The organism is Jiangella ureilytica (genome assembly GCF_004348545.1).
Lineage (GTDB): Bacteria > Actinomycetota > Actinomycetes > Jiangellales > Jiangellaceae > Jiangella > Jiangella ureilytica.
In genome coordinates, this window is the sequence record NZ_SMKL01000020.1 from 1 (window position 1) to 19,932 (window position 19,932).

The following is a 19,932-nucleotide window of genomic DNA, read 5'->3' on the forward strand; positions in this document are numbered from 1 at the left end:
CCGACCGGCCCGCGCCGGTGCAGCAGGCCTGGCGCCGGGTACGCGGCGAGGTCTAATCCCCCTCGGGGAGCGGGCCATCACGAGGATCACCCGAGCCTCAACACGCCTGCAGGCCTGGTACGGCACGCAATCCCCTGGTGAACGTGATCATCTCGAGCCAGCGGGGCCGGGCGAACGCCCCAGACCAACCGTCAGCGGGCAGCGGAATCCGGCGCCAGCGGTACGAGGCCCAGGGCCGTCCTTGGGGAGGGGCCTAATGGTCTTGAGACCGCCGCGCTCTCGACGATCGAGACGGCTGGGGCTCAGCCGCCAACGCCGCGGCTCACGACGAACTGGACGGTGATGACGGGACCGGGCGCGGCTCCGCCAACTCGGGGTCGGCGGGTGACGGTTCGGGGTCGGGCGGGTGTTGGCGCCGACGGGCCCGGTTCACCCAGCGGATCAGCGCGCGATAGGTGTCGTCGCGGACGAAGATCATGTCGGCGGCGATCATCGAGAGCGAGAACCACGGCAGCGCCATGGTGACGGCGATGCCGATGTGCATCGCGAAGATCGCCAGCAGCGCCAGCACGCGCGTCCCGCGCCGCATCAACAGCAGCGGGAACAGCACCTGCACGAACACCGTCACGTAGCTGCCGACCGTGACGAAGAAGCCGTTGGTGTAGACGAGCTCGTTCAGGCCGGGCCAGGGCGCGTACTGGCCGATGCGCAGCGGGTAGTAGAGGCCGACGCCCTCCTGCCACATGCTGCCCTGGACCTTCGACAGCCCGGAGGTCATGTAGATCATGAAGACCTGCGTGGCGACGGCGATCAGCGCGACGTTGTGGAAGAGCGTGCCGGTCCACGGGGGCAGCGCGATCAGCGGGCGGTAACCGGGCCGGGCGCGCCGGCGGGCGTCGAGCGACCAGCGCATCGACGTGTCGGCGAAGCACAGGAACAGCAGCATGATGCGCACGATGTTGTCGCCGGCGTCGTCGCCCAGCGGGTTGAGCCGCATCAGGCTCGCGATGAAGATCATCAGCACCGGCGTGACGACCCGGGTGCGCCAGCCCAGCGTGAACGCGACGGCGAGCGCGGCCAGCAGCAGGTACTTCAGCGTGAAGACGGTGGTGTTGTCGTCATGGGCGAAGACGGCGGTGAACGGGAAGCCGTACTCGTCGACGGTGAGCCAGGGGGTCAGCCAGCGCGCGCCCGGGCCCCACACATAGTGCCGGTTGGTGAAGTTGACGGTGAGCGAGCCGAGGATCGCGATGCCGATGAGGATGCGCATCGCGGCCAGCCCGTAGGTGGCCTTCTTGCCGTCGAACAGCCAGCGCTCGCCGGAGTCGACGGTCCGCCCGACGGCGCCGGTGACGACCCGGATCGCATCGCCGATCACTGTGACATCCGTTCGTCGGGCCGGGCGACGCCGGACGCGCCTTCTCCGGTACCTCGCGGTCCCGGATCGACGGCCGGGGGAACCTCCGGCCCGCGCCCGTCCGCCGATGTCGCCCGGCCCTCCCGAGACTCGCCGTCCCGGTTCTCGACCAGGCCGTCGACGACGTCGGCGAAGGCGGCCTCGTCCTGGTTCGGGTCGACGAGCACCGGGCGCCAGCCGAAGTCGCGGGTCGTCTGCTGCGGGTTCTCGGGCACCGGGTCGAAGCGGACGTCCCAGCGCGGCACCGGCGTGCGGACCAGCTGGATCTGGACGGCGACGACGTCCTCGCCCCACAGCGCCCGGGCGAACTGGGTGGCGTAGCCGGTGGCGACACGGTCGGCCCGGACGATGTTGGCCACCCGCGACGACGTCTCGCCGCCCTGGGCCGCGATGAGGTCGTCGGCCAGCGGGCGCCAGTCCTCCATGTCGGTGTAGTCGCGGGCGACGATCTCCTGCTGCTCGTCGCTCAACGCGTTCCATGCGGTGTTGACGCGACGGTGCAGGTTCGACGTGAGCCGGCTCGCCCGCGACGGCGCGGGGTCGTGGTGGATCAGCGTCCACTCCAGCCGGGTCGGCTCCTCCCAGTCCGTCGTGCGCAGGGCGCCGGTCTGCGGGTCCTCGACCTGCGCCCGCACCAGGATCTCGTCCTCGGCGTTGACGGGGTTGGGCGCGAACAGGCTCCAGTTCTGCTGGAAGAACGGGCGCATGTACCCGGACACCTGCCCGCCGACGGAGTCCTTGATCGGGTTGGCGGGCGCGTTCCAGAGGAACGTCATCACGAAGTGCAGCGCGACGACGCCGACCAGGAAGAACGCGACACCCTTCGCGATCGGCGGCACCTGCGCGCTCCGGCTCTCGTCCGGTCGCGCGTCCGGCCTCTCGTTCGGCACGCGGGCCAGGCTACCTGGTGGGCACGGGCTCGGCCGGAGCCTCCTCGCCGACGGGGCGGCCGGCAGCCGGGCGGCCGGCCGCCGGCCGGCCGCCCTCGGGCGGGACTCCCCCGCCGGGCTCCGCGGCACCCGGCCGCCGTCGTCGCCGTCGCTCCTCCCACGCGCCCCGGACCCCGGCCGCGATGCCCTGGTAGGTGGAGTCGCGGATGAAGACCTGGTCGCCGGCCATGATGAACAGCGAGAAGAACGGCAGCCCCATGATGACCGCGATGCCCGCGTGCATGCCGAGGACGCCAAGGAGCGCGACCACGCGGGTGCCGCGGCGCAGCAGCATCAGCGGGAAGAACAGCTGGATGAAGACGGAGAAGTACGAGACCACCAGCACGCCGAACGGGTTGTCCGACAGCAGGTCGTTGAGCCACGGCCACGGCCGGTACTGCCCCACCTGCATGGGGTAGTAGACGGCGGTGCCCTCCTGCCAGGCCTCGCCCTGCACCTTGTAGAGCGCCGAGGCGACGTAGATGATGCAGATCTGCGCGGCGACGGCGACGACGGCGAGGTTGTGCACCAGAATGCCCAGCCGGCCGGCGCCACGGCGCAGCGGCTCGGGCGTGAACCGGCGCGGCCACAGGCGGCGGCTGAGGCCCTGCTCCTGCCGTGTCCGGCGGCGGGAGTCGAGCGACCACCGTCCGGACAGGTCGGCGAAGCACAGGTAGATGAGCAGGATGCGGAAGATGTTGTCGCTCTGGTCGCCGTAGAGCGGGTTCGACTCGATGAGGCTGACCCAGCAGATCAGCAGCAGCGGCGCGACGACTCGGGTGCGCCAGCCGAGCGTGAACAGGATCGCCAGGGCGAGGACGATGAGCATCTTGATGGTCAGCGTGGTCGGGTCGCTGCCGCCCTCGAACAGGGTGAAGGGGAACCCGAAGCCGCCGTTGCGCTCGATCGGCGACATCCACTGCGCGGCGTCGCCCCACAGATAGTGCCGGTTGGCGAAGTTGGCCAGCAGGAACCAGACGGCCGCGCCGCCGAAGATGATGCGGACGACGGCGACACCGTACGTGGCGCGCTTGGCGCCGAGGAGCCACTCCTCGCCCTTGCCGACGGTGGCGGCCACGCCGTCCAGCGCGCGGTCGACGGCGGACCCGATCACCGGAACCTCCCGATGGCCTCGGCGAACGCGTCGCTGTCCTGGCCGTCGTACTGGTAGAGCGGGCGGCGGCCGAACTCGCGGACCTGCACGCTGGGGTCGTCGCCGCGGTCGTCGAAGCGCGGCGCGCGGGTCTCTTGCAGCTGCACCTCGACGTACTGGATGCCGGAGTCGCGGCCCCACCAGGCCCACACGAACTGGGTCGCGTACGCCGTCATGGCGCGGTCCAGCCGGAGCACGTAGGAGATGCGGGCGTCGGAGCTGCGGTCCGCCTCGGCCAGCATGCGCTCCTCCATGCGGTGCCACGCGTTCTCGTGGTAGTTCCCGGCCAGCGTCTCGCGCTCCGACGCGGTGACGAGGCGGTACTGCTTGCGCATGTTGCCGGCCAGCCTGCGGGTGACGATGCCGGCGCGCGACGGCGCCAGGCTGTGCAGGATGTTGCCCTCGATCTCGAGGTCGGTGACGTTCACCCATTCGGTCGAGGTGTCGGCGTCGTACCAGCCGCGCACCAGCATGGAGTACTCGACGCTGATGGGCGTCGGGGCGAAGAGGCTCCACTCCTGCTGGAAGTACGGCTGCATATAGGTGGTGAGCGACGTGCCCAGTGTCGTCTTCGCGGCGTTCGCCGGCCCGACGAACACCGCCGTGGCCAGCAGGTGCGCCACCAGCACCGCGCCCAGCGCGCCGGCGACCACCTTGATCCATGTCGGCCGCGGCTGCTGGTGGTGCTGCTGGCGCGCCGCTGCCGTCGTCTCCTGGTCCTGCATCGTGTCTGCCCTCGTGTGTCGACCGCCTGGTTCGACCGGTCCCGGAAACGCCGATCTGGTGGGTCCGCGCCCTGGCTTGGGAGCGGACCCACCGTGATCGATCACCGGAGCCGTGGTGCTACTCCGTGGTGCTGTTGGTGCTCAGTGGTGCTGTGTCACTCGACCGTGAGGCCACGGCGACGGCTCACGGCGTAGGCCGCGATGCCACCGGCCAGGACCAGGCCCAGGCCGAGGATCAGCAGCTGGCTCGAGCCGGCACCGGTGTCGGGCAGCTCGCCGCCGTCGTCGTTGCCGTCCTCGTTGCCGTCCTCGTTGCCGTCGACCTCGGTGCCGTCGACCTCGGTCTCAGTGCCGTCGACCTCAACCTCAGTGCCGTCCACCTCGGTCTCGGTGCCGTCGACCTCGACCTCGGTCTCGGTGCCGTCGACCTCGACCTCGGTCTCGGTGCCGTCGACCTCGACCTCGGTCTCGGTGCCGTCCACCTCGACCTCGGTCTCGGTGCCGTCCACCTCGACCTCGGTCTCGGTGCCGTCGACCTCGGTCTCGGCCTCGTCGGCCAGGTGGTTCGGGCCGACGTGCGACTCGGCCAGCGTCACCGAGACGCCGCCCTCGACGGCACCCAGCACGGTGACCTGCAGAGCCGCGACGCTGTACGCCTCCGAGGTGGAGGCCTTCTCGACGTTGCTCGCCGCGCGGGCCGTCGTCGGCATGGCGGCGCCTGCTTCGGGCTGGTCCGGCTGGACGTTGACCTTGATGGACAGGATGTCGCTGAGGGCGGTACCCAGACCGTCGACCCCTGCATCCTCCAGCAGACCGTCGAGCAGTCCGACCAGCGTCGGACCGAGCACCGGGATCTCGCCGAGCGCGTCGACCAGCACGCCGTTGAGGACGTCGACCAGGGCCGGACCGATCAGCTCGCTGTTGGGCGGCAGGTCGTTCAGACCCTCGAGCAGCACGTCGAGGTCGATCACGATCTGGCCGTTCGAGATGCTGATGCCCTCGCCGAGCTCCAGCGGCGGGATCGCCGGGTTGTTCAGCAGCGGGATGGTGATGACGATCTTGCCTTCGGCGATCTCGTAGTCGCGCGAGACCTCGAAGTCGTCGTCACCGGAGGGCGCGAGGTGCGCCTCCGACGAGATGGCGCCGAGCTCGAGCTCGACGTCGGCGATGAGGTCCGTGAGGCCCTCGCCGAGCAGGTCGGTCAGGTCGAAGGTCGCGTTCGCCGGGAAGCCGGCGTCGACACCCGTGCCGATGCCGCCGTTGTCCGCGACCGCACCGGTCGCGGCGTCGGAGACGGCGCCGTCCTTGGCCGTCGCCCACTGGTTGACCGCACCCAGCTGGATGATGTCGTTCAGGGCGTCGAGCTGGATGCCCTCGGGGAAGTCGAGCTCGATCGAGTTCAGCAGTTCAACAGTGAGCGGGTTGGCCTCAGTGACAGGCTCGGGGTCGCCCAGGTTCTCCACCTCGACGCCGGCGAGCTCGGCGATGTCGTCCAGGTCAGCGCCCAGGACGGTGCCGTCCAGGAATCGCGCACCAGCGCGCGACTCGTCACCCTCGGCCGCTGCGGCGGGCGCGAGCCACGCACCGACAGCGAAAACCGGGGCAATACCAGCTGCGAGCAGCGTTGCCGCTGCGCGACGCCGGCGCATAACAGGTGTTGCAGGCATGCCTTCTCCTCTGGCATTTGCATTTCATGGCGGGCTCCTTCGCAGCGGCCATCAGATGTGCCTTGGCCGGCGAAGCGTGATCATGAACCTACAACTGCTCCGGAGACGTGTCTCGCACTTGGTGAATTTGCCTCCCGGGACACCGACCGCCCATTCACCCCGTGTCGCCCCCGATGCCTCGAAAGGCTCGATCCCGGAATTTGGGATCAGGCAGGACGATCCTTTCTTTCGCCTCGTACCCGGATGATCCGGACACAGTGGGAGCTAACGTCCTGCTGAATCCTGGCCAAATCGGGCGAAACACCCGTCGGTGACGCGCGCAAATCGGGACCACTGGTCTAAACCGAGAGAGTGCCCGCCGTGACCGAATCGTTACCAAAGGCCGACACGCGGGTCCGTTCCCGGCGCTCGATTTTTCCGCCCTATGTCCTGGTCAGAGCACCATTGAGCGGAGTGCGACTGGGCCATTCGGCTGATGGCGCCATGCGTTGTGCATATGTCAGTCGGCGGTGCGCCGGAATGGCCGGGAATGCCGACGGCCGGCGGTGTGACCCGGAGTCCCGGATCCACGACCGCCGGCCGCCGCTTCTCAGTGGGTGTCGGGGCGTTCGGCTCAGCCCTGGCCGATGCCGCGCCGGCGGCTGACCGCGAAGGCCGCGAGCCCGCCGGAGAGCATCAGGCCCAGCCCGACGATCAGCAGCTGGCTCGATGCGGTACCGGTGTCGGGCAGGTGCTCGTCGTCCGCGCCGCGGTCCTCGCGACCGTCGTCGTCGCCGGCCGTGTCGACGCCGTCGACCTCGGTGCCGTCGACCTCGGTGCCGTCGACCTCAGTGCCGTCCACTTCAGTGCCGTCCACTTCAGTGCCGTCCACTTCAGTGCCGTCCACTTCAGTGCCGTCCACTTCAGTGCCGTCCACTTCAGTGCCGTCCACTTCAGTGCCGTCGACCTCGGTCTCGGTGCCGTCGACCTCGGTCTCGGTGCCGTCGACCTCGGTCTCGGTGCCGTCGACCTCGGTTTCGGTGCCATCGACCTCGGTGCCATCCACCTCAGTCTCCGTGCCGTCGACCTCCGTACCGTCCACCTCGGTGCCGTCGACCTCGGTCTCGGTGCCGTCGACCTCGGTCTCGGTGCCGTCGACCTCGGTTTCGGTGCCATCGACCTCGGTGCCGTCGACCTCGGTCTCGGTGCCGTCCACCTCGGTTTCGGTGCCATCGACCTCGGTGCCGTCGACCTCGGTCTCGGTGCCGTCCACCTCGGTCTCGGTGCCATCGACCTCGGTGCCGTCGACCTCGGTCTCGGTGCCGTCCACCTCGGTCTCGGTGCCGTCCACCTCGGTCTCGGTGCCGTCCACCTCGGTCTCGGTGCCATCGACCTCGGTCTCGGTGCCGTCCACCTCGGTGCCGTCCACCTCAGTCTCGGTGCCGTCCACCTCGGTCTCGCCACCGTCGTCCGCGAGGGTGTTGGGGCCGACCGTGGACTCGGCCAGCGTCACGACCGCGACCGGAGCCGAGGGCAGCGCCGTCACCTCGATCGCCGCCACGCTGTACGGGCCGTCGCTGACGCGGGCCAGCGCGCTCACCGGGGCGACCGGCTGGTCGTCCTGGACGTTGAGCGTGATGGACAGGATCGACGCGAGCAGCTCGCCCACCGGGGTGAGCGCGTCGGTGAGCGATTCGACCAGGCCGGCCACCGTCTCGCCGAGCGTCGTGAGTACCCCGCCTTCGGCGAACACCGCCTCGTCGATCAGCCCGCCGACCGTGGTCAGCAGCGTGTCGAGGAGCGGCGCGATCAGCCCGGAGATCAGCCCGACGACGACGCCGGAGCTGTTGTTCACGACCTCGGCCTCGCCGGTGACGATGTTCTGGAGCGTGTCGCTCAGCTGCAGGTCCAGCACGCCGTCGAGGATCGGCAGCGCGCCGTCGACCTCGGCGTAGATCTTCAGATCCAGCTGGGCCGCGTTCAGCGCGCTCTCGACCGCGTCGACCACGTCGCTGACCAGCGTGTCCAGCAGGGTGCCGATGGTCTCGGCGAGCTGGTCGACGACAGCGTTGCTCAGCAGCTCGGTGTTGGGCGCCTGGTCGTTGAGGCCGCCGGCCAGGGTGTCGAGGTCGATGACCAGCGTGCCCTCGGCCAGGTTCAGCTCGACACCGGTGCCCTCGCCGAGCGGCGTCGCCAGGATCTCCTGCAGCGCACCCTGCAGGTCGGTCTCCAGCGTCACCGTGATCTCGGGGTTCTGCACCCCGATGACGGACAGCAGGTTCAGCAGCCCGTCCAGCGACGCGACCGTACTGGCGATGAGGCCCTCGGGTCCGGCCAGCCCGTTGACGGTGTCGTCGACGGTGCCGACGGCGTCCTCGAGGGCGGGCACGAGATCGGCGAGCAGGGGAAGTGTCAGCGTCAGCTGACCGCCGGCGATCTCATAGTCGCGGGTGACCTCGAACTCCTCGCCCGCCGGCGCCAGGTGCGCCTCGGACGAGATGGCGCCGAGCTCGAGTTCGAGGTCGGCGATCAGGTCGGTCAGCGCGTCACCGAGCAGGTCGGTGAGGTCGAACGTCGCGTTGCCGGGGAAGCCGGCCTCGGTGCCGGTCCCGACGCCGCCGTTGTCGGCGACCGCGCCCGTCGCGGCGTGCGAGACGCCGCCGTCCTCGGCCGACGCCCACTGGTTGACGGCGCCGAGCTGGATGATGTCGCTCAGCGGCAGCTGCAACCCGCCCGGCAGCGACACGTTCAGGGTGTCCAGGACCGTGAGGTCGAGCGGGTTCGCGTCGGTGACCGGCTCGGCCTGCCCGAGGTTCTCGACCTCGACGCCGGCCAGTTCGGCCAGGCTGTCGAGATCGGTCCCGAGGACCTCTCCGCTCAGGAATCGTGCGGCCGCGCGCGATTCGTCACCTTCGGCTGCCGATGCCGGCACCAGCCATGCACCGACGGCGACTACCGGGGCCACTCCGGCCGCCAGGAGCGTTGCCGCTACCCGGCGCCGGCGATGTCTTTCCCAGGAAGCCATTCCTGCTCTCCTTGGTCTGTTCGGGGAACGATTGCCTTCGCGCCGCCGCCGAGGATGGCGGACGATGAACGCGACGTACGTCGAGGACCTGGCCTTTGACGGTGTGATCGTACTGGCCCGACAGATCAGTTGACCTTGAGAATTGACGAATTACTCTCCGCGCGACAGGAAATGCGAGCGAAGGTTTCGTAGCGGAGAATACGGACAGATCACGACGCGCAGACCAGCGCTAACTCAGCTGATCCGGACAATCGGCCGCGACATTTTCCGCTGAAACCGCCGGATTTCCCCGGTGCTTGAGAATTCTCGCCGGAACTCCCCCGGCGACGGCCAGATCGGGGATGGTCCCGCGGACGACGGCGTGCGCGGCGAGCACGCAGCCGTGCCCCACGACGGCGCCGCGGAGCACCGTCACCTTGACCCCGAGCCAGCAGTCCGGGCCGATGCGCACCGGCGCCTTGACGATCCCCTGGTCCTTGATCGGCATCGTCAGGTCGTCGAAGCGGTGGTCGAAGTCGGTGACGTAGACCCAGTCGGCCACGAGCGTCCGGGCGCCGATCTCGACGTCCAGATAACAGGTCACCGTCGTGGACGAGCCGAGCACCGCCTTGTCGCCGATGCGCAACGTCCCCTCGTGGGCGTCGAGCGTGGTGCCGTCGCCGATGTGCACCCACCGGCCGAGCACGATCCGCCCGAAGCCGGGTCGCCCGGAGACCCGCGCCCGGCGGCCGAGGAACACCATGCCCTCGGTGACCACCTCGGGGTGGCGGAGCCGCAGCCGCGCCAGCCGCGCGTACCGGACGAGGTACCACCAGGTCCAGGCCCGGTTGCGCACCACCCAGCGCAGCGACGACGGCGTCAGGTAGCGCACCTGCCGGGGATCGCGGCGCGGGCGGCGGAACGACACCGCCACACGGTATTCCATGGGGCGCCGGGCCTGATCAGCCCGTTACGACGACGAGACCGACCCGAAACACCGGCGGCGGAGCCTGGAATCCATGAAGCAGACGCGACTGGCCGAATCGGCACACCTGTTCTCCGGCTCGGGCGTCACCACACGGCTCCGCGACGGGCGCTCGGTCACCATCCGGGCCGCCACGCCGCGCGACGCCGGTGACGTCAGCGCGATGCACGTGCGGTGCTCCACCGAGACCGTCCGGCACCGCTACCACTCCGTCCCGTCGATGACCGGGCGGTTCCTCTCCCAGCTTCTCGGCACCGACATCGCGCTGGTGGCGCAGGCGCCCAACCGGGCGGTCGTGGCGCTGGCGAACCTCGGGCGCGACGACGGCGACGCGGGCGAGCTCGCGGTGATCGTCGAGGACGCCTGGCAGCGGGCCGGTCTGGGCGCGACGCTGCTGGACCAGCTGGTCAGCATGGCCCGGCTGGTCGGCTACCGCGAGGTGTACACCGTCGGACTGCCCGGCAGCCAGTGGTACCGCCGCACGCTGGAACGCCACGGCCGCGCCCGGTTCGAGCGGTCGGACGGCTACGACGCGATGCGGCTGGCGCTGTCCGCTCCGCTGGCCCGGCTTCCGGCGGAACTGGGGGCGACGACGGCGGCAGCGTGAGCCGCCGCCGTCGTCGCCGGGGCACTACGACGGCCGGACCGCCGTCACCGACACGTTGTAGAACAGCTCGCGCGGGACGACGCGCGCCAGCACGCGGTCGGCGGCCGAGAGCCGCAGCCAGCTCTTGTAGGCGAACGTCGCCCAGCCCCAGCCGAGCCGGTCGGGGTTGACGGCGTGCTCGAACGTGCGCACCGGCCAGCCGAACCAGGCCGCCGTCAGCTCCTCGGTGACGGCGTGGGCGTGGGTGAAGCCGGACCGAGTGACCAGCGCCGTCAGCGCGCCGGGGTCGAAGGTGTGCAGGTCGACGACGGACTCGAGCGCGGCCGCGCGCGACGACTCGTCCAGCTCCTCCTGCGGCCGGGCCCACGCCTTGCGCAGCGGCGGCAGGTGCGTCGCGCGCGTGGCCGCCCACCAGGTGGCCCGCGACAGCGCCCGGGCGATCTTGTCGCCGTACGTCGTCGGCTCGCCGCAGATGACGACCCGGCCGCCGGGCTTGAGGACGCGGAGCATCTCGCGGAACGCCTGCTCGACGTCGGGGAGGTGGTGGATGACGGCGTGCCCGACGACGAGGTCGAACGTCTCGTCGGGGAACGGCAGGCGCTCGGCGTCGGCCACCTCGCCGGCGATCTCGAAGCCGAGCCCGCGGGCGTTGCGCCGGGCCGCGTCGACCATGCCCGGCGAGATGTCGGTGACGGTGACGTCGTCGAGCACCCCGGCCTGGCGCAGGTTCAGCGAGAAGAACCCCGTGCCGGCGCCGATCTCGAGCGCCTTCCCGTACGGCGCGTCGGGCCGGCCGGCGACGGCGGCGAAGCGGTCGCGCGCATAGGAGATGCAGCGCTCGTCGAACGAGATGGACCACTTGTCGTCGTAGGTCTGCGCCTCCCAGTCGTGGTAGAGCACCTGGGCCAGCTTGGTGTCGTTCCAGGCCCGCTCGATGTCCTCGGCCGACGCGGGCGGGCGCTCCGGCTCGCGTGCGCCCGTCATCAGCGGCCCTCGAAGGCGGCCTTGCCGGGGCCGCTCTCGATGAACGAGCGCATCCCGATGCCGCGGTCCTCGGTGGCGAACAGCCCGGCGAACTGCTGCCGCTCGATCTCGAGCCCGGTGTCGAGGTCGGCGGACAGTCCGCGGTCGATCGACTCCTTGGCCGCCCGCAGCGCGTAGGCGGGCCCCGACGCGAACTGCGCCGCCCACTCCACCGCCGCCGCGTAGACGTCCTCGCCCTCCGCGACCACCCGGTCGACCAGGCCGATGGCCAACGCCTCGTCGGCTCCCACCATGCGGCCGGTGTAGATGAGGTCCTTGGCGCGCGAGGGACCGACCAGCCGCGACAGCCGCTGGGTGCCGCCGGCGCCGGGAATGAGCCCGAGCAGGATCTCCGGCTGGCCGAGCTTCGCGTCGGCGGCGGCGAAGCGCAGGTCGCAGGCGAGCGTCAGCTCGCAGCCGCCGCCCAGCGCGTAGCCGGTGATCGCCGCGACCGTCGGCTTCGGGATGCGCGCGACGGCGGTGAACGCGGCCTGCAGCGCCACCGACCGGTCGACCATGTCGGTGTAGGACCAGCCGGCCATCTCCTTGATGTCGGCGCCGGCCGCGAAGACCTTCTCTCCGCCGTAGATGACCACGGCGCGGATGTCGCGCCGCGCCGTCACCTCGGCCGCGAGGGTCAGCAGGCCGTCCTGCATGGCGGCGTCCAGGGCGTTCAGCTTCGGCCGGTCCAGCCGGATGGTTCCGACGCCGTTCGCGACCTCCAGCCGTACGGGATCACGCTCACGTTCGCTCATCCCGGCACCGTACCGTGGCCCCGCGCCTACCTGGACGAAGAGGTTCTTGTCGGCGACATGGGCAACAATGCCCCGCGTGGATGTCGCGATGGAGCCATGGCCCGGTCACTGGACCCCGCTGGGAGCCACCTACGACGAGGAGGCCACGAACTTCGCCCTCTGGGCACCCGAGGCCGAGCAGGTCGAGGTCTGCCTGTTCGACGACGACGACACCGAGACCCGGCTGGTGCTGCCCAACCGCACCTTCGACGTCTGGCACGGCGCCGTCCCCGGGCTACGGGTGGGGCAGCGGTACGGCTTCCGGGTGCACGGGCCGTGGGATCCCGGCACCGGCCGCCGGTTCAACCCCGCCAAGCTGCTCACCGACCCGTACGCCCGCGCCGTCGACGGCGCCCTGACGGCGCATCCCGCGCTCTACGGCCACGTCCGCCCGTCCATGGACGCCGGCGGCGACCACCGGGTCCGCGACGACCGCGACTCCGCCCCGTACGTCCCCAAGTCGGTCGTCGTCGACGCCCATCCGTTCGACTGGCGCGGCGACGCTCCCCCGCGCGTGCCGTGGTCCGAGACCGTCCTCTACGAGGCCCACGTGCGCGGCTTCACCATGCGCCACCCCGGCGTGCCCGAGGAACTGCGCGGCACCTACGCCGGCCTCGCCCACCCGGCGTCCCTCGAGTACCTCACCAGTCTCGGCATCACCACCGTCGAGTTGCTGCCGGTGCACCAGTACGTCAGCGAGCCCGACTTCCTGCACCGCGGCTCGCTCAACTACTGGGGCTACAACACGCTGGCCTTCTTCGCCCCGCACAACGCGTACTCGGCCGCCGGCACGCGCGGCCAGCAGGTCGACGAGTTCAAGGCCATGGTCCGCGCGCTGCACGAGGCCGGGCTCGAGGTCATCCTCGACGTCGTCTACAACCACACCGCGGAGCAGGGCGACGGCGGCCCGACCCTCTGTTACCGCGGCATCGCCAACGAGGCGTACTACCACGTCGACCCCGCCGACCGCTCCCGCTACCTCGACTACACCGGCACCGGCAACACCTTCAAGGTCGCGCACCCGCAGGTGCTCGGGCTGGTCATGGACTCCCTGCGGTACTGGGTCGGCGAGATGCACGTCGACGGGTTCCGCTTCGACCTCGCGTCGGCGCTGGCCCGTTCCATGCACGACGTCGACATGCTCGGCTCGTTCATGACGGTCATCGGCCAGGATCCGGTGCTGCGCGAGGTGAAGCTCATCGCCGAGCCCTGGGACGTCGGCCCCGGCGGCTACCAGGTGGGCGAGTTCCCGCACCTGTGGACGGAGTGGAACGACCGCTACCGCAACTCCGTGCGCGACCACTGGCGCGGCGCCGCGGCGGGTGTGCGCGACCTCGCGTTCCGGCTGTCCGGCTCGTCGGACCTCTACGCCGACGACCGCCGCCGCCCGTACGCGTCCATCAACTACGTCACCGCCCACGACGGCTTCACCATGCGCGACCTCGTCTCCTATGACCGCAAGCACAACGAGGCCAACGGCGAGGACAACCGCGACGGCACCGACGACAACCGGTCCTGGAACCACGGCGTCGAGGGCGACCCGGTGCCCGACGACCCCGCGCTGCGCGAGCTGCGGCTGCGTCAGGTCAAGAACATGCTGACGACCATGCTGTTGTCCACCGGCGTGCCCATGCTGCTGTCGGGCGACGAGATGGGCCGCACGCAGCGCGGCAACAACAACGCCTACTGCCAGGACAACGAGATCAGCTGGATGGACTGGTCGCTGCCGGCACAGTTCCCTGAGCTGGGCTCGCTGGTGCGGACGCTGCTCGAGCTGCGCCGAGCCCACCCCGTCGTCCGGCAGCGCCGGTTCTTCGAGGGCGTCCCGGTCGTCGCGGGCGGCCGCAAGGACATCGCCTGGTTCGCCCCGTCGGGCGCGGAGATGACCGAGGCCGAGTGGCACGACGGCTCACTGCGCACGCTGGGCATGTACCTCAACGGCGAGGGCATCAGGTCGCGCGGGGTGCGCGGCGAGCCCATCCTCGACGACTCCTTCCTGCTGTACGTGCACGCGGGTGCGTCGGACCTCGGCGTCCGGCTGCCGGGCCGGTTCTGGGGGGCGTCGTACGAGGTGGTGGTCGACACCGCCGACGCCGGCAGGGCCGGGCGGCGACTGCGGGCGGGCGGCCGGGTGACGCTCGTGAACCGCAGCTCACTGCTGTTGCGCGTGATCGACTTAGATCCCCGCGGCCGCACCGATGGTTGAGGGATCGGTGCCGCCAGGGCGACACCGATCCCTCAACCATCACGCCGGCCCGGCCAGGTAGGCGGCCTCGATCTCCCGCAAGACGGCGTGCGGCTCGCCGCGCAGCCGCGCCGGTGAGACCGGCAGTACCCGCCAGCCCAGCGAGGCGTAGCGGGCGCGCCGCTCCTCGGTGCGTCGCGGCGCGTCGCCGAAGCCGTGAAAGCTGCGCGAGTCGACCTCGACCACGAGGCGCGCCTGCGCCCAGCAGGCGTCGGGCACGATCCCGCGTCGCCCCGGCAGCGGCCGGTTTCAGCGCGGTTCGGGCAGTATCCGGCTCGTGAGCACCAGGTCGCGCAGCTCGCACTCCGGCGCCGACCGGCAGCCGGCGTCGATGTCCTTGATGATGCGGCGAGCCGTCGCACCACCGCGCCGCGGAGCGGCGGCCACCTCGGCCCGCAGTTCCGCCACCGTCGCCGCGCCGACGCTGGACCACCTCGCACATGACCGCTCGCGCGTCGCGCAGGTCGAGCGGCCGCGGTGCGTGGACGACGGTGTCGACGACGGCGCGCGCCGGCGGTACCAGCGTGACCACGCCCGGGCTCGCCACGGTGCCGTCCAGGACCAGTTCCAGCGGCGGTCCCGACCGGCGCAGTTCCTCGAACCGCGCCTCGTCGAGGCACCGCCGCGGCTCAGGCAGCCGCGACGTGCGGATGACCCGGACGAATCCCACGCTCCCGCGATCACGCCGGAAGTCGAGCAGCACGTCTACCCGCTCGCCGGGTTCGGGCCCGTAACGCAGACCCCACCACCGGCACGCCCACGGCCCGGTGACCAGACCATCGGCGCCCACGACGAGCTCCGCGGTGCGCAGCCGGTGGATGTCCTGCAGCGGGCCGGTGAAGGTCGCGTACACACCCGGGACCACCCGCTGCCACGGGCCGCCCGGGCGGACGGCGTGGCGCAGTGCGCTCGGCGACATGCCCGCCGCCAGCGCCTGGGCACGGGTGATCAACCCGTCCTGGACCGCCGCGATCCGGAGCACGTCGACACGAGCCACGGAGCCGAGCCTGCCTCGTGGCATGGCCGTACGGAAATCAGCTCAGCGCAACCTGTGGACAACTCTCGCGGATGGTTGAGGGATCGGTGCCGCCCTGGCGACACCGATCCCTCAACCATTCAGGCGGGGAGGGCGGCCAGGCCGAGCTCCGCGCCGTCTTCGAGCAGCGGGTGCTGCGGGACGACGCGGACGGTGTAGCCGAACGCCCCCGTCCGGCCGAGCAGGACCTCGCCGTCGAAGCGGTAGGCGCCGGTGTCGGACCGCTCGCTCATGGTCATGGGGGTGACCACGGGCTCGCGCAGGTTGTCGCCGTCGTCGACCGGGCCGTGGAGGACCTGGACGGAGACGTCGGACGGGGTCAGCGAGCCCAGCGACACGAAGGCGTGCACCTGCAGCGTCTGGCCGCGCTCGAAGGTGTCGACGGCGGTGGTCTCGACGTGGTCGACGCTCACCTGGGGCCAGGCCGCGCGGACCCGCTCCTTCCAGTCGGCCAGCGACACCGCGCCGCCGAAGTCGGAGTTGAGCGAGCGGCTGGACTCCGCGGCCGGCGTGTAGAGCGCCTCGACATAATCGCGGACCATGCGCGTGGCCTGCACCTTCGGGCCCAGAGTCGTCAGCGTGTGGCGCAGCTGCTCGACCCAGCGGCGGGGGATGTCGTCGGCGTCGTTGTCGTAGAAGCGCGGCCCGATCTCGTTCTCGAGCAGCTCGTACAGCGCGGTGGCCTCGATCGAGTCGCGGTACTCGGGGTCGTCGACGCCCTCGGCCGACGGGATGTCCCAGCCGTTGACGCCGTCGGACCACTCGTCCCACCAGCCGTCGCGGACGGACAGGTTGAGCCCGGCGTTGAGCGCCGCCTTCATGCCGGACGTCCCGCAGGCTTCGTACGGGCGCAGCGGGTTGTTCAGCCACACGTCGCAGCCGGGGTAGAGGTCCTGCGCCATGGCGATGCCGTAGTCGGGCAGGAACACGATGCGGTGCCGGATCTCGGGGTCGTCGGCGAATCGCACCATCTCTTGGATCATCCGCTTGCCGCCGTCGTCGGCCGGGTGCGCCTTGCCTGCGATGGCGAACTGGACCGGCCGCTCGGGGTGCAGCAGCAGCGCCTTGAGCCGGGCGGGGTCGCGCAGCATGAGCGTGAGCCGCTTGTACGACGGCACCCGGCGGGCGAACCCGATGGTCAGGACGCCGGGGTCGAGGACGTCGTCGATCCAGCCGAGCTCGGCCTCCGACGCCCCGCGCCCGCGCCACGCCTCGCGCAGCCGCGTCCGCGCCGCCTCGACCAGCCGCTGGCGCAGCGCCCGCTTCGTGGTCCACAGGTCGGCGTCGGAGACCGCGGCGGTGGCGTCCTTCCAGCCGCCGCCGGCGACGGCCTTCTCCTCCAGGCGCAGGATCTCGGGCGCCACCCACGTGGGCGCGTGCACACCGTTGGTGATGGAGCCGATGGGCACCTCGCGCTCGTCGAACGACGGCCACAGCCCGGCGAACATGCCGCGGCTGACCTCGCCGTGCAGGGTGCTGACGCCGTTGGCGCGGGCCGCGAGCCGCAACCCCATGACGGCCATGTTGAACACCGACGGGTCACCGCCCTCGTAGTCCTCGGCGCCGAGCGCCAGGATCTGCTCGACGGCGAGGCCGGGGCTGGCGTTGTCGCCGCCGAAGTGCTGCTTCACGAGGTCCATGGGGAACCGGTCGATGCCCGCGGGCACCGGCGTGTGCGTGGTGAACACGGTGCCGGCCCGGGTGAACTCGAGCGCCGCCTCGTAGGTGAGGCCGCGCTCCTCGACCAGCTCGCGGATGCGCTCGAGCCCGAGGAAGCCGGCATGGCCCTCGTTGGTGTGGAAGACCTCCGGCGCCGGTGCGCCCGTGATGCGGCAGTACGCCCGCACCGCCCGCACGCCGCCGACGCCCAGCAGCAGCTCCTGCAGCAGCCGGTGCTCGCGGCTGCCGCCGTAGAGACGGTCGGTGACGTCGCGCTCGGCCGGGCCGTTGTCGTCGATGTAGGAGTCGAGCAGCAGCAGCGGCACCCGGCCGACCTGCGCCACCCAGACGGCCGCGGTGAGCACCCGGCCGCCCGGCATGCCGACGGTGATGTGCGCCGGCGTGCCGTCGGGCTCGCGCAGCCGGACCAACGGCAGGTTGTCCGGATCGACGACGGGGTAGCGCTCCTGCTGCCAGCCCTCGCGCGACAGCGACTGCACGAAGTACCCGTGCCGGTAGAGCAGCCCGACGCCGATGATCGGGACGCCGAGGTCGCTGGCGGCCTTGAGGTGGTCGCCGGCCAGGATCCCGAGGCCGCCGGAGTATTGCGGCAGGACGTGCGTGATGCCGAACTCCGGCGAGAAGTAGGCCACGCCCTGCGGCCCCCGGCCGTCGTGGTCCTGGTACCAGCGCGCCTCGGTCAGGTAGTGCTGCAGGTCGTCGCGGGTCGCCTGCACCCTGCCCAGGAACGCCGGATCGGTGGCCAGTCCGGCAAGCCGCTCGGGCGTGACCTCGCCGAGCAGCCGGACGGGGTCGCGGCCGACCTCCTCCCACAGCCGCGGGTCGACGGCGGAGAACAGGTCCTGCGTGGGTTGGTGCCACGACCAGCGGAGGTTCGTGACGAGGTCGCCGAGCGCTGCGAGCGGCTCGGGAAGAACGGTTCGGACCATGAGTCGTCGGATCGCGCGCACCCGGCCAACGGTATCCGCTGACTGTTACACGAGCCTTACCGGCGGACGAGCGGACGGCGACCAGGTCGCCGTCCGCTCGCTTCCGTTCGATGTACGACGATGTCAGCCCCGGTCAGTAGACCGGCTGCGTCTGCACGTTGAACTCGTCGTAGCGCTGGCCCTTGGCCGGCGCGACCCGCTTGTCGCGCAGGTCGAACACGTCGAAGCCGCGCTGGATCTCGTTGGAGTAGATGTACCCGTTGTAGTAGTACGTCGACCAGGCGCCCGCGATGGTGCCCTCGGCGTCGAACGTGCCGCGGTCGAACCAGGCGAACTCCGTCGGGTTGTACGGGTCGGTGAAGTCGAACACCGAGATGCCGCCCTGGTACCAGGCCTGGACGAAGATGTCCTTGCCCGGCACCGGGATGAGCGAGCCGTTGTGCGCCACGCAGTTCTCCGTGTTGGCCTGCTCGCGCGGGATCTTGTAGTACGACGCGAACTCGAGCGAGTCGCCGTCCCACGTGTAGATCGCGTTGGCGCCGCGGACGGGGCCGACCGTCGGGTTACAGGTCGGGCCGCTGCCGCCGCCGAGCTCGTCGGTGAAGATGATCGACGTGCCGGCGTTGTTGAACGTGGCGGAGTGCCAGAACGCGAAGTTCGGGTCGCGCACCTGGTCGAGGATCACCGGGTTCAGCGGGTCGGCGATGTCCATGACGATGCCGTCACCCATGCAGGCGCCGGCGGCCAGGCCGAGGTGCGGGTAGGCGGTGATGTCGTGGCAGCCCCGGGTGCCGCTGCCCTGGTTCGCGGGGTCGGGGAAGAGCACCGGCTCGGCCGCGACGTGCGCCGACGTGGGATCGTCGAGCGGCACGTCGATGATCGAGATCAGGTCGTGCGGCGGCTGGCAGTCCGACAGCAGCGTGCTGGTGTCGTAGGACGAGACGTAGATGTAGACGCTGTCATCGCCCGGCACCAGCGTGTGGGTGTGCGAACCGCACTTGGTCTCGACGGACTTGATGTACCGCGGGTTCTGCAGGTCGCTGATGTCGAAGATCTTCATTCCCTCCCAGTAGGAGCCGCGGTCGGCTGCCTGCTGGGCGGTGAGCGACTGGGACTGGCAGGAGTCGTCGGTCCGGCGCGAGTCGGTCGAGAGGAAGAGCAGGTCGCCGTAGACCGTGATGTCGTTCTGCGAGCCCGGGCACAGCACCTGGGAGACGAGCACCGGCTTGCGCGGGTTCTCGATGTTGTAGACGGAGAAGCCGTTGTAGTTGCCCGCGAACACGTGCTTGCCCTGGAACGCCAGGTCGGAGTTGAGCGCGCTCGTGTTGGCGAACGGCCCCGCCTTCGGCAGGTTCGAGGCCAGGGTGAGGTTCGGCGAGCCGGCCGTCGCGCCCGCCGGGAGGATGCTCGCCGCACCGACGGACTCCTCGATCTCGGCGAGCTCGGACTCGGTGAGGCAGTTCTCCTCGAAGTTGTCGCCGGTGCCGGCGATGGCGTCGGCGTTGGCGCACTCCTCGCTCGCCGTGGACTCCCGCAGCAGTTCGCCGTCGTCGGCGGCCGAGGTCCCGATCGATGTGAGGGCGAGACCGCCGCTCACGAGGGCGGCAACGGCCAAGCCGGCGGCCCTCCTTCTCCAACGATGTCCGATCATGCGCATACCTCACCGGGGTAGAGAGGACAGGGGCCGATCAAGGTCAAGGGCGACAATAACGACAACCGACAAGGTTGGCCATACTTCTGTCACATTCCTGCGAAACAT

General features: G+C 70.7%; 15 protein-coding genes. 2 read left to right on the top strand and 13 right to left on the bottom strand.

What is annotated here, in order from left to right; translation table 11 throughout:
• Positions 1–322 precede the first annotated feature (322 nt).
• The 7 genes from E1212_RS10955 to E1212_RS10980 all read right to left on the bottom strand — a co-directional run bounded on the left by E1212_RS10955 (position 323) and on the right by E1212_RS10980 (position 9,802).
• A complete protein-coding gene (locus E1212_RS10955; protein WP_162605421.1) occupies positions 323–1,378 on the bottom strand; it encodes an HTTM domain-containing protein in 1,056 nt (351 codons plus the stop codon).
• On the bottom strand, positions 1,375–2,307 hold the full coding sequence (locus E1212_RS29395; protein ID WP_162605422.1) for a DUF5819 family protein: 933 nt from the start codon (positions 2,305–2,307) through the stop codon (positions 1,375–1,377). Before E1212_RS29395 ends, E1212_RS10955 begins: the two co-directional genes overlap by 4 nt.
• 10 nt (positions 2,308–2,317) lie before the next feature.
• Positions 2,318–3,460, bottom strand: coding sequence for an HTTM domain-containing protein (locus tag E1212_RS10960; RefSeq protein WP_131982244.1), 1,143 nt, complete (start codon positions 3,458–3,460; stop codon positions 2,318–2,320).
• Entirely contained in the window at positions 3,457–4,224 is a 768-nt protein-coding gene (locus E1212_RS10965; protein ID WP_131982246.1) for a DUF5819 family protein, read from the bottom strand. Before E1212_RS10965 ends, E1212_RS10960 begins: the two co-directional genes overlap by 4 nt.
• Before the next feature lie 155 nt (positions 4,225–4,379).
• Positions 4,380–5,891, bottom strand: a complete 1,512-nt coding sequence (locus E1212_RS10970; RefSeq protein ID WP_131982248.1) for a choice-of-anchor G family protein — start codon at positions 5,889–5,891, stop codon at positions 4,380–4,382.
• 613 nt (positions 5,892–6,504) lie between these two features.
• Positions 6,505–8,802: a choice-of-anchor G family protein gene (locus tag E1212_RS10975; RefSeq protein WP_162605423.1), complete on the bottom strand. Its 2,298-nt coding sequence runs from the start codon at positions 8,800–8,802 to the stop codon at positions 6,505–6,507.
• Positions 8,803–9,124: 322 nt separating this feature from the next.
• Complete coding sequence (locus tag E1212_RS10980) at positions 9,125–9,802, bottom strand: acyltransferase (RefSeq protein ID WP_203416744.1); 678 nt, start codon at positions 9,800–9,802, stop codon at positions 9,125–9,127.
• A gap of 91 nt (positions 9,803–9,893) precedes the next feature.
• Here E1212_RS10980 and E1212_RS10985 point away from each other — a divergent pair, with 91 nt between their 5' ends.
• Entirely contained in the window at positions 9,894–10,466 is a 573-nt protein-coding gene (locus tag E1212_RS10985) for a GNAT family N-acetyltransferase (RefSeq protein WP_131982254.1), read from the top strand.
• Positions 10,467–10,490: 24 nt separating this feature from the next.
• On the opposite strand, the gene E1212_RS10990 is transcribed toward E1212_RS10985, so the two are convergent.
• Complete coding sequence (locus tag E1212_RS10990; RefSeq protein ID WP_131982256.1) at positions 10,491–11,450, bottom strand: class I SAM-dependent methyltransferase; 960 nt, start codon at positions 11,448–11,450, stop codon at positions 10,491–10,493.
• Positions 11,450–12,244: an enoyl-CoA hydratase/isomerase family protein gene (locus tag E1212_RS10995; protein WP_131982258.1), complete on the bottom strand. Its 795-nt coding sequence runs from the start codon at positions 12,242–12,244 to the stop codon at positions 11,450–11,452. The genes E1212_RS10990 and E1212_RS10995 overlap by 1 nt, the downstream gene beginning before the upstream one ends.
• Before the next feature lie 67 nt (positions 12,245–12,311).
• Here E1212_RS10995 and glgX point away from each other — a divergent pair, with 67 nt between their 5' ends.
• On the top strand, positions 12,312–14,489 hold the full coding sequence (gene glgX / locus E1212_RS11000; RefSeq protein WP_131982260.1) for a glycogen debranching protein GlgX: 2,178 nt from the start codon (positions 12,312–12,314) through the stop codon (positions 14,487–14,489).
• A 39-nt stretch (positions 14,490–14,528) separates the two neighbouring features.
• Here glgX and E1212_RS11005 read toward each other — a convergent pair whose 3' ends face one another.
• The 4 genes from E1212_RS11005 to E1212_RS11015 all read right to left on the bottom strand — a co-directional run bounded on the left by E1212_RS11005 (position 14,529) and on the right by E1212_RS11015 (position 19,830).
• Positions 14,529–14,747 carry a PDDEXK family nuclease gene (locus E1212_RS11005; protein ID WP_131982262.1) on the bottom strand — a complete coding sequence of 73 codons (219 nt, stop codon included), beginning with the start codon at positions 14,745–14,747 and terminating at the stop codon, positions 14,529–14,531.
• 30 nt (positions 14,748–14,777) lie between these two features.
• Complete coding sequence (locus E1212_RS29400; protein ID WP_162605424.1) at positions 14,778–14,936, bottom strand: hypothetical protein; 159 nt, start codon at positions 14,934–14,936, stop codon at positions 14,778–14,780.
• Between the two features lie 708 nt (positions 14,937–15,644).
• Positions 15,645–18,194 (bottom strand): alpha-glucan family phosphorylase, encoded by a 2,550-nt coding sequence (gene glgP / locus E1212_RS11010; RefSeq protein WP_131982264.1) that lies wholly within the window; start codon positions 18,192–18,194, stop codon positions 15,645–15,647.
• Positions 18,195–18,306: 112 nt separating this feature from the next.
• Complete coding sequence (locus E1212_RS11015; protein WP_131982266.1) at positions 18,307–19,830, bottom strand: LVIVD repeat-containing protein; 1,524 nt, start codon at positions 19,828–19,830, stop codon at positions 18,307–18,309.
• Positions 19,831–19,932 lie beyond the last annotated feature (102 nt).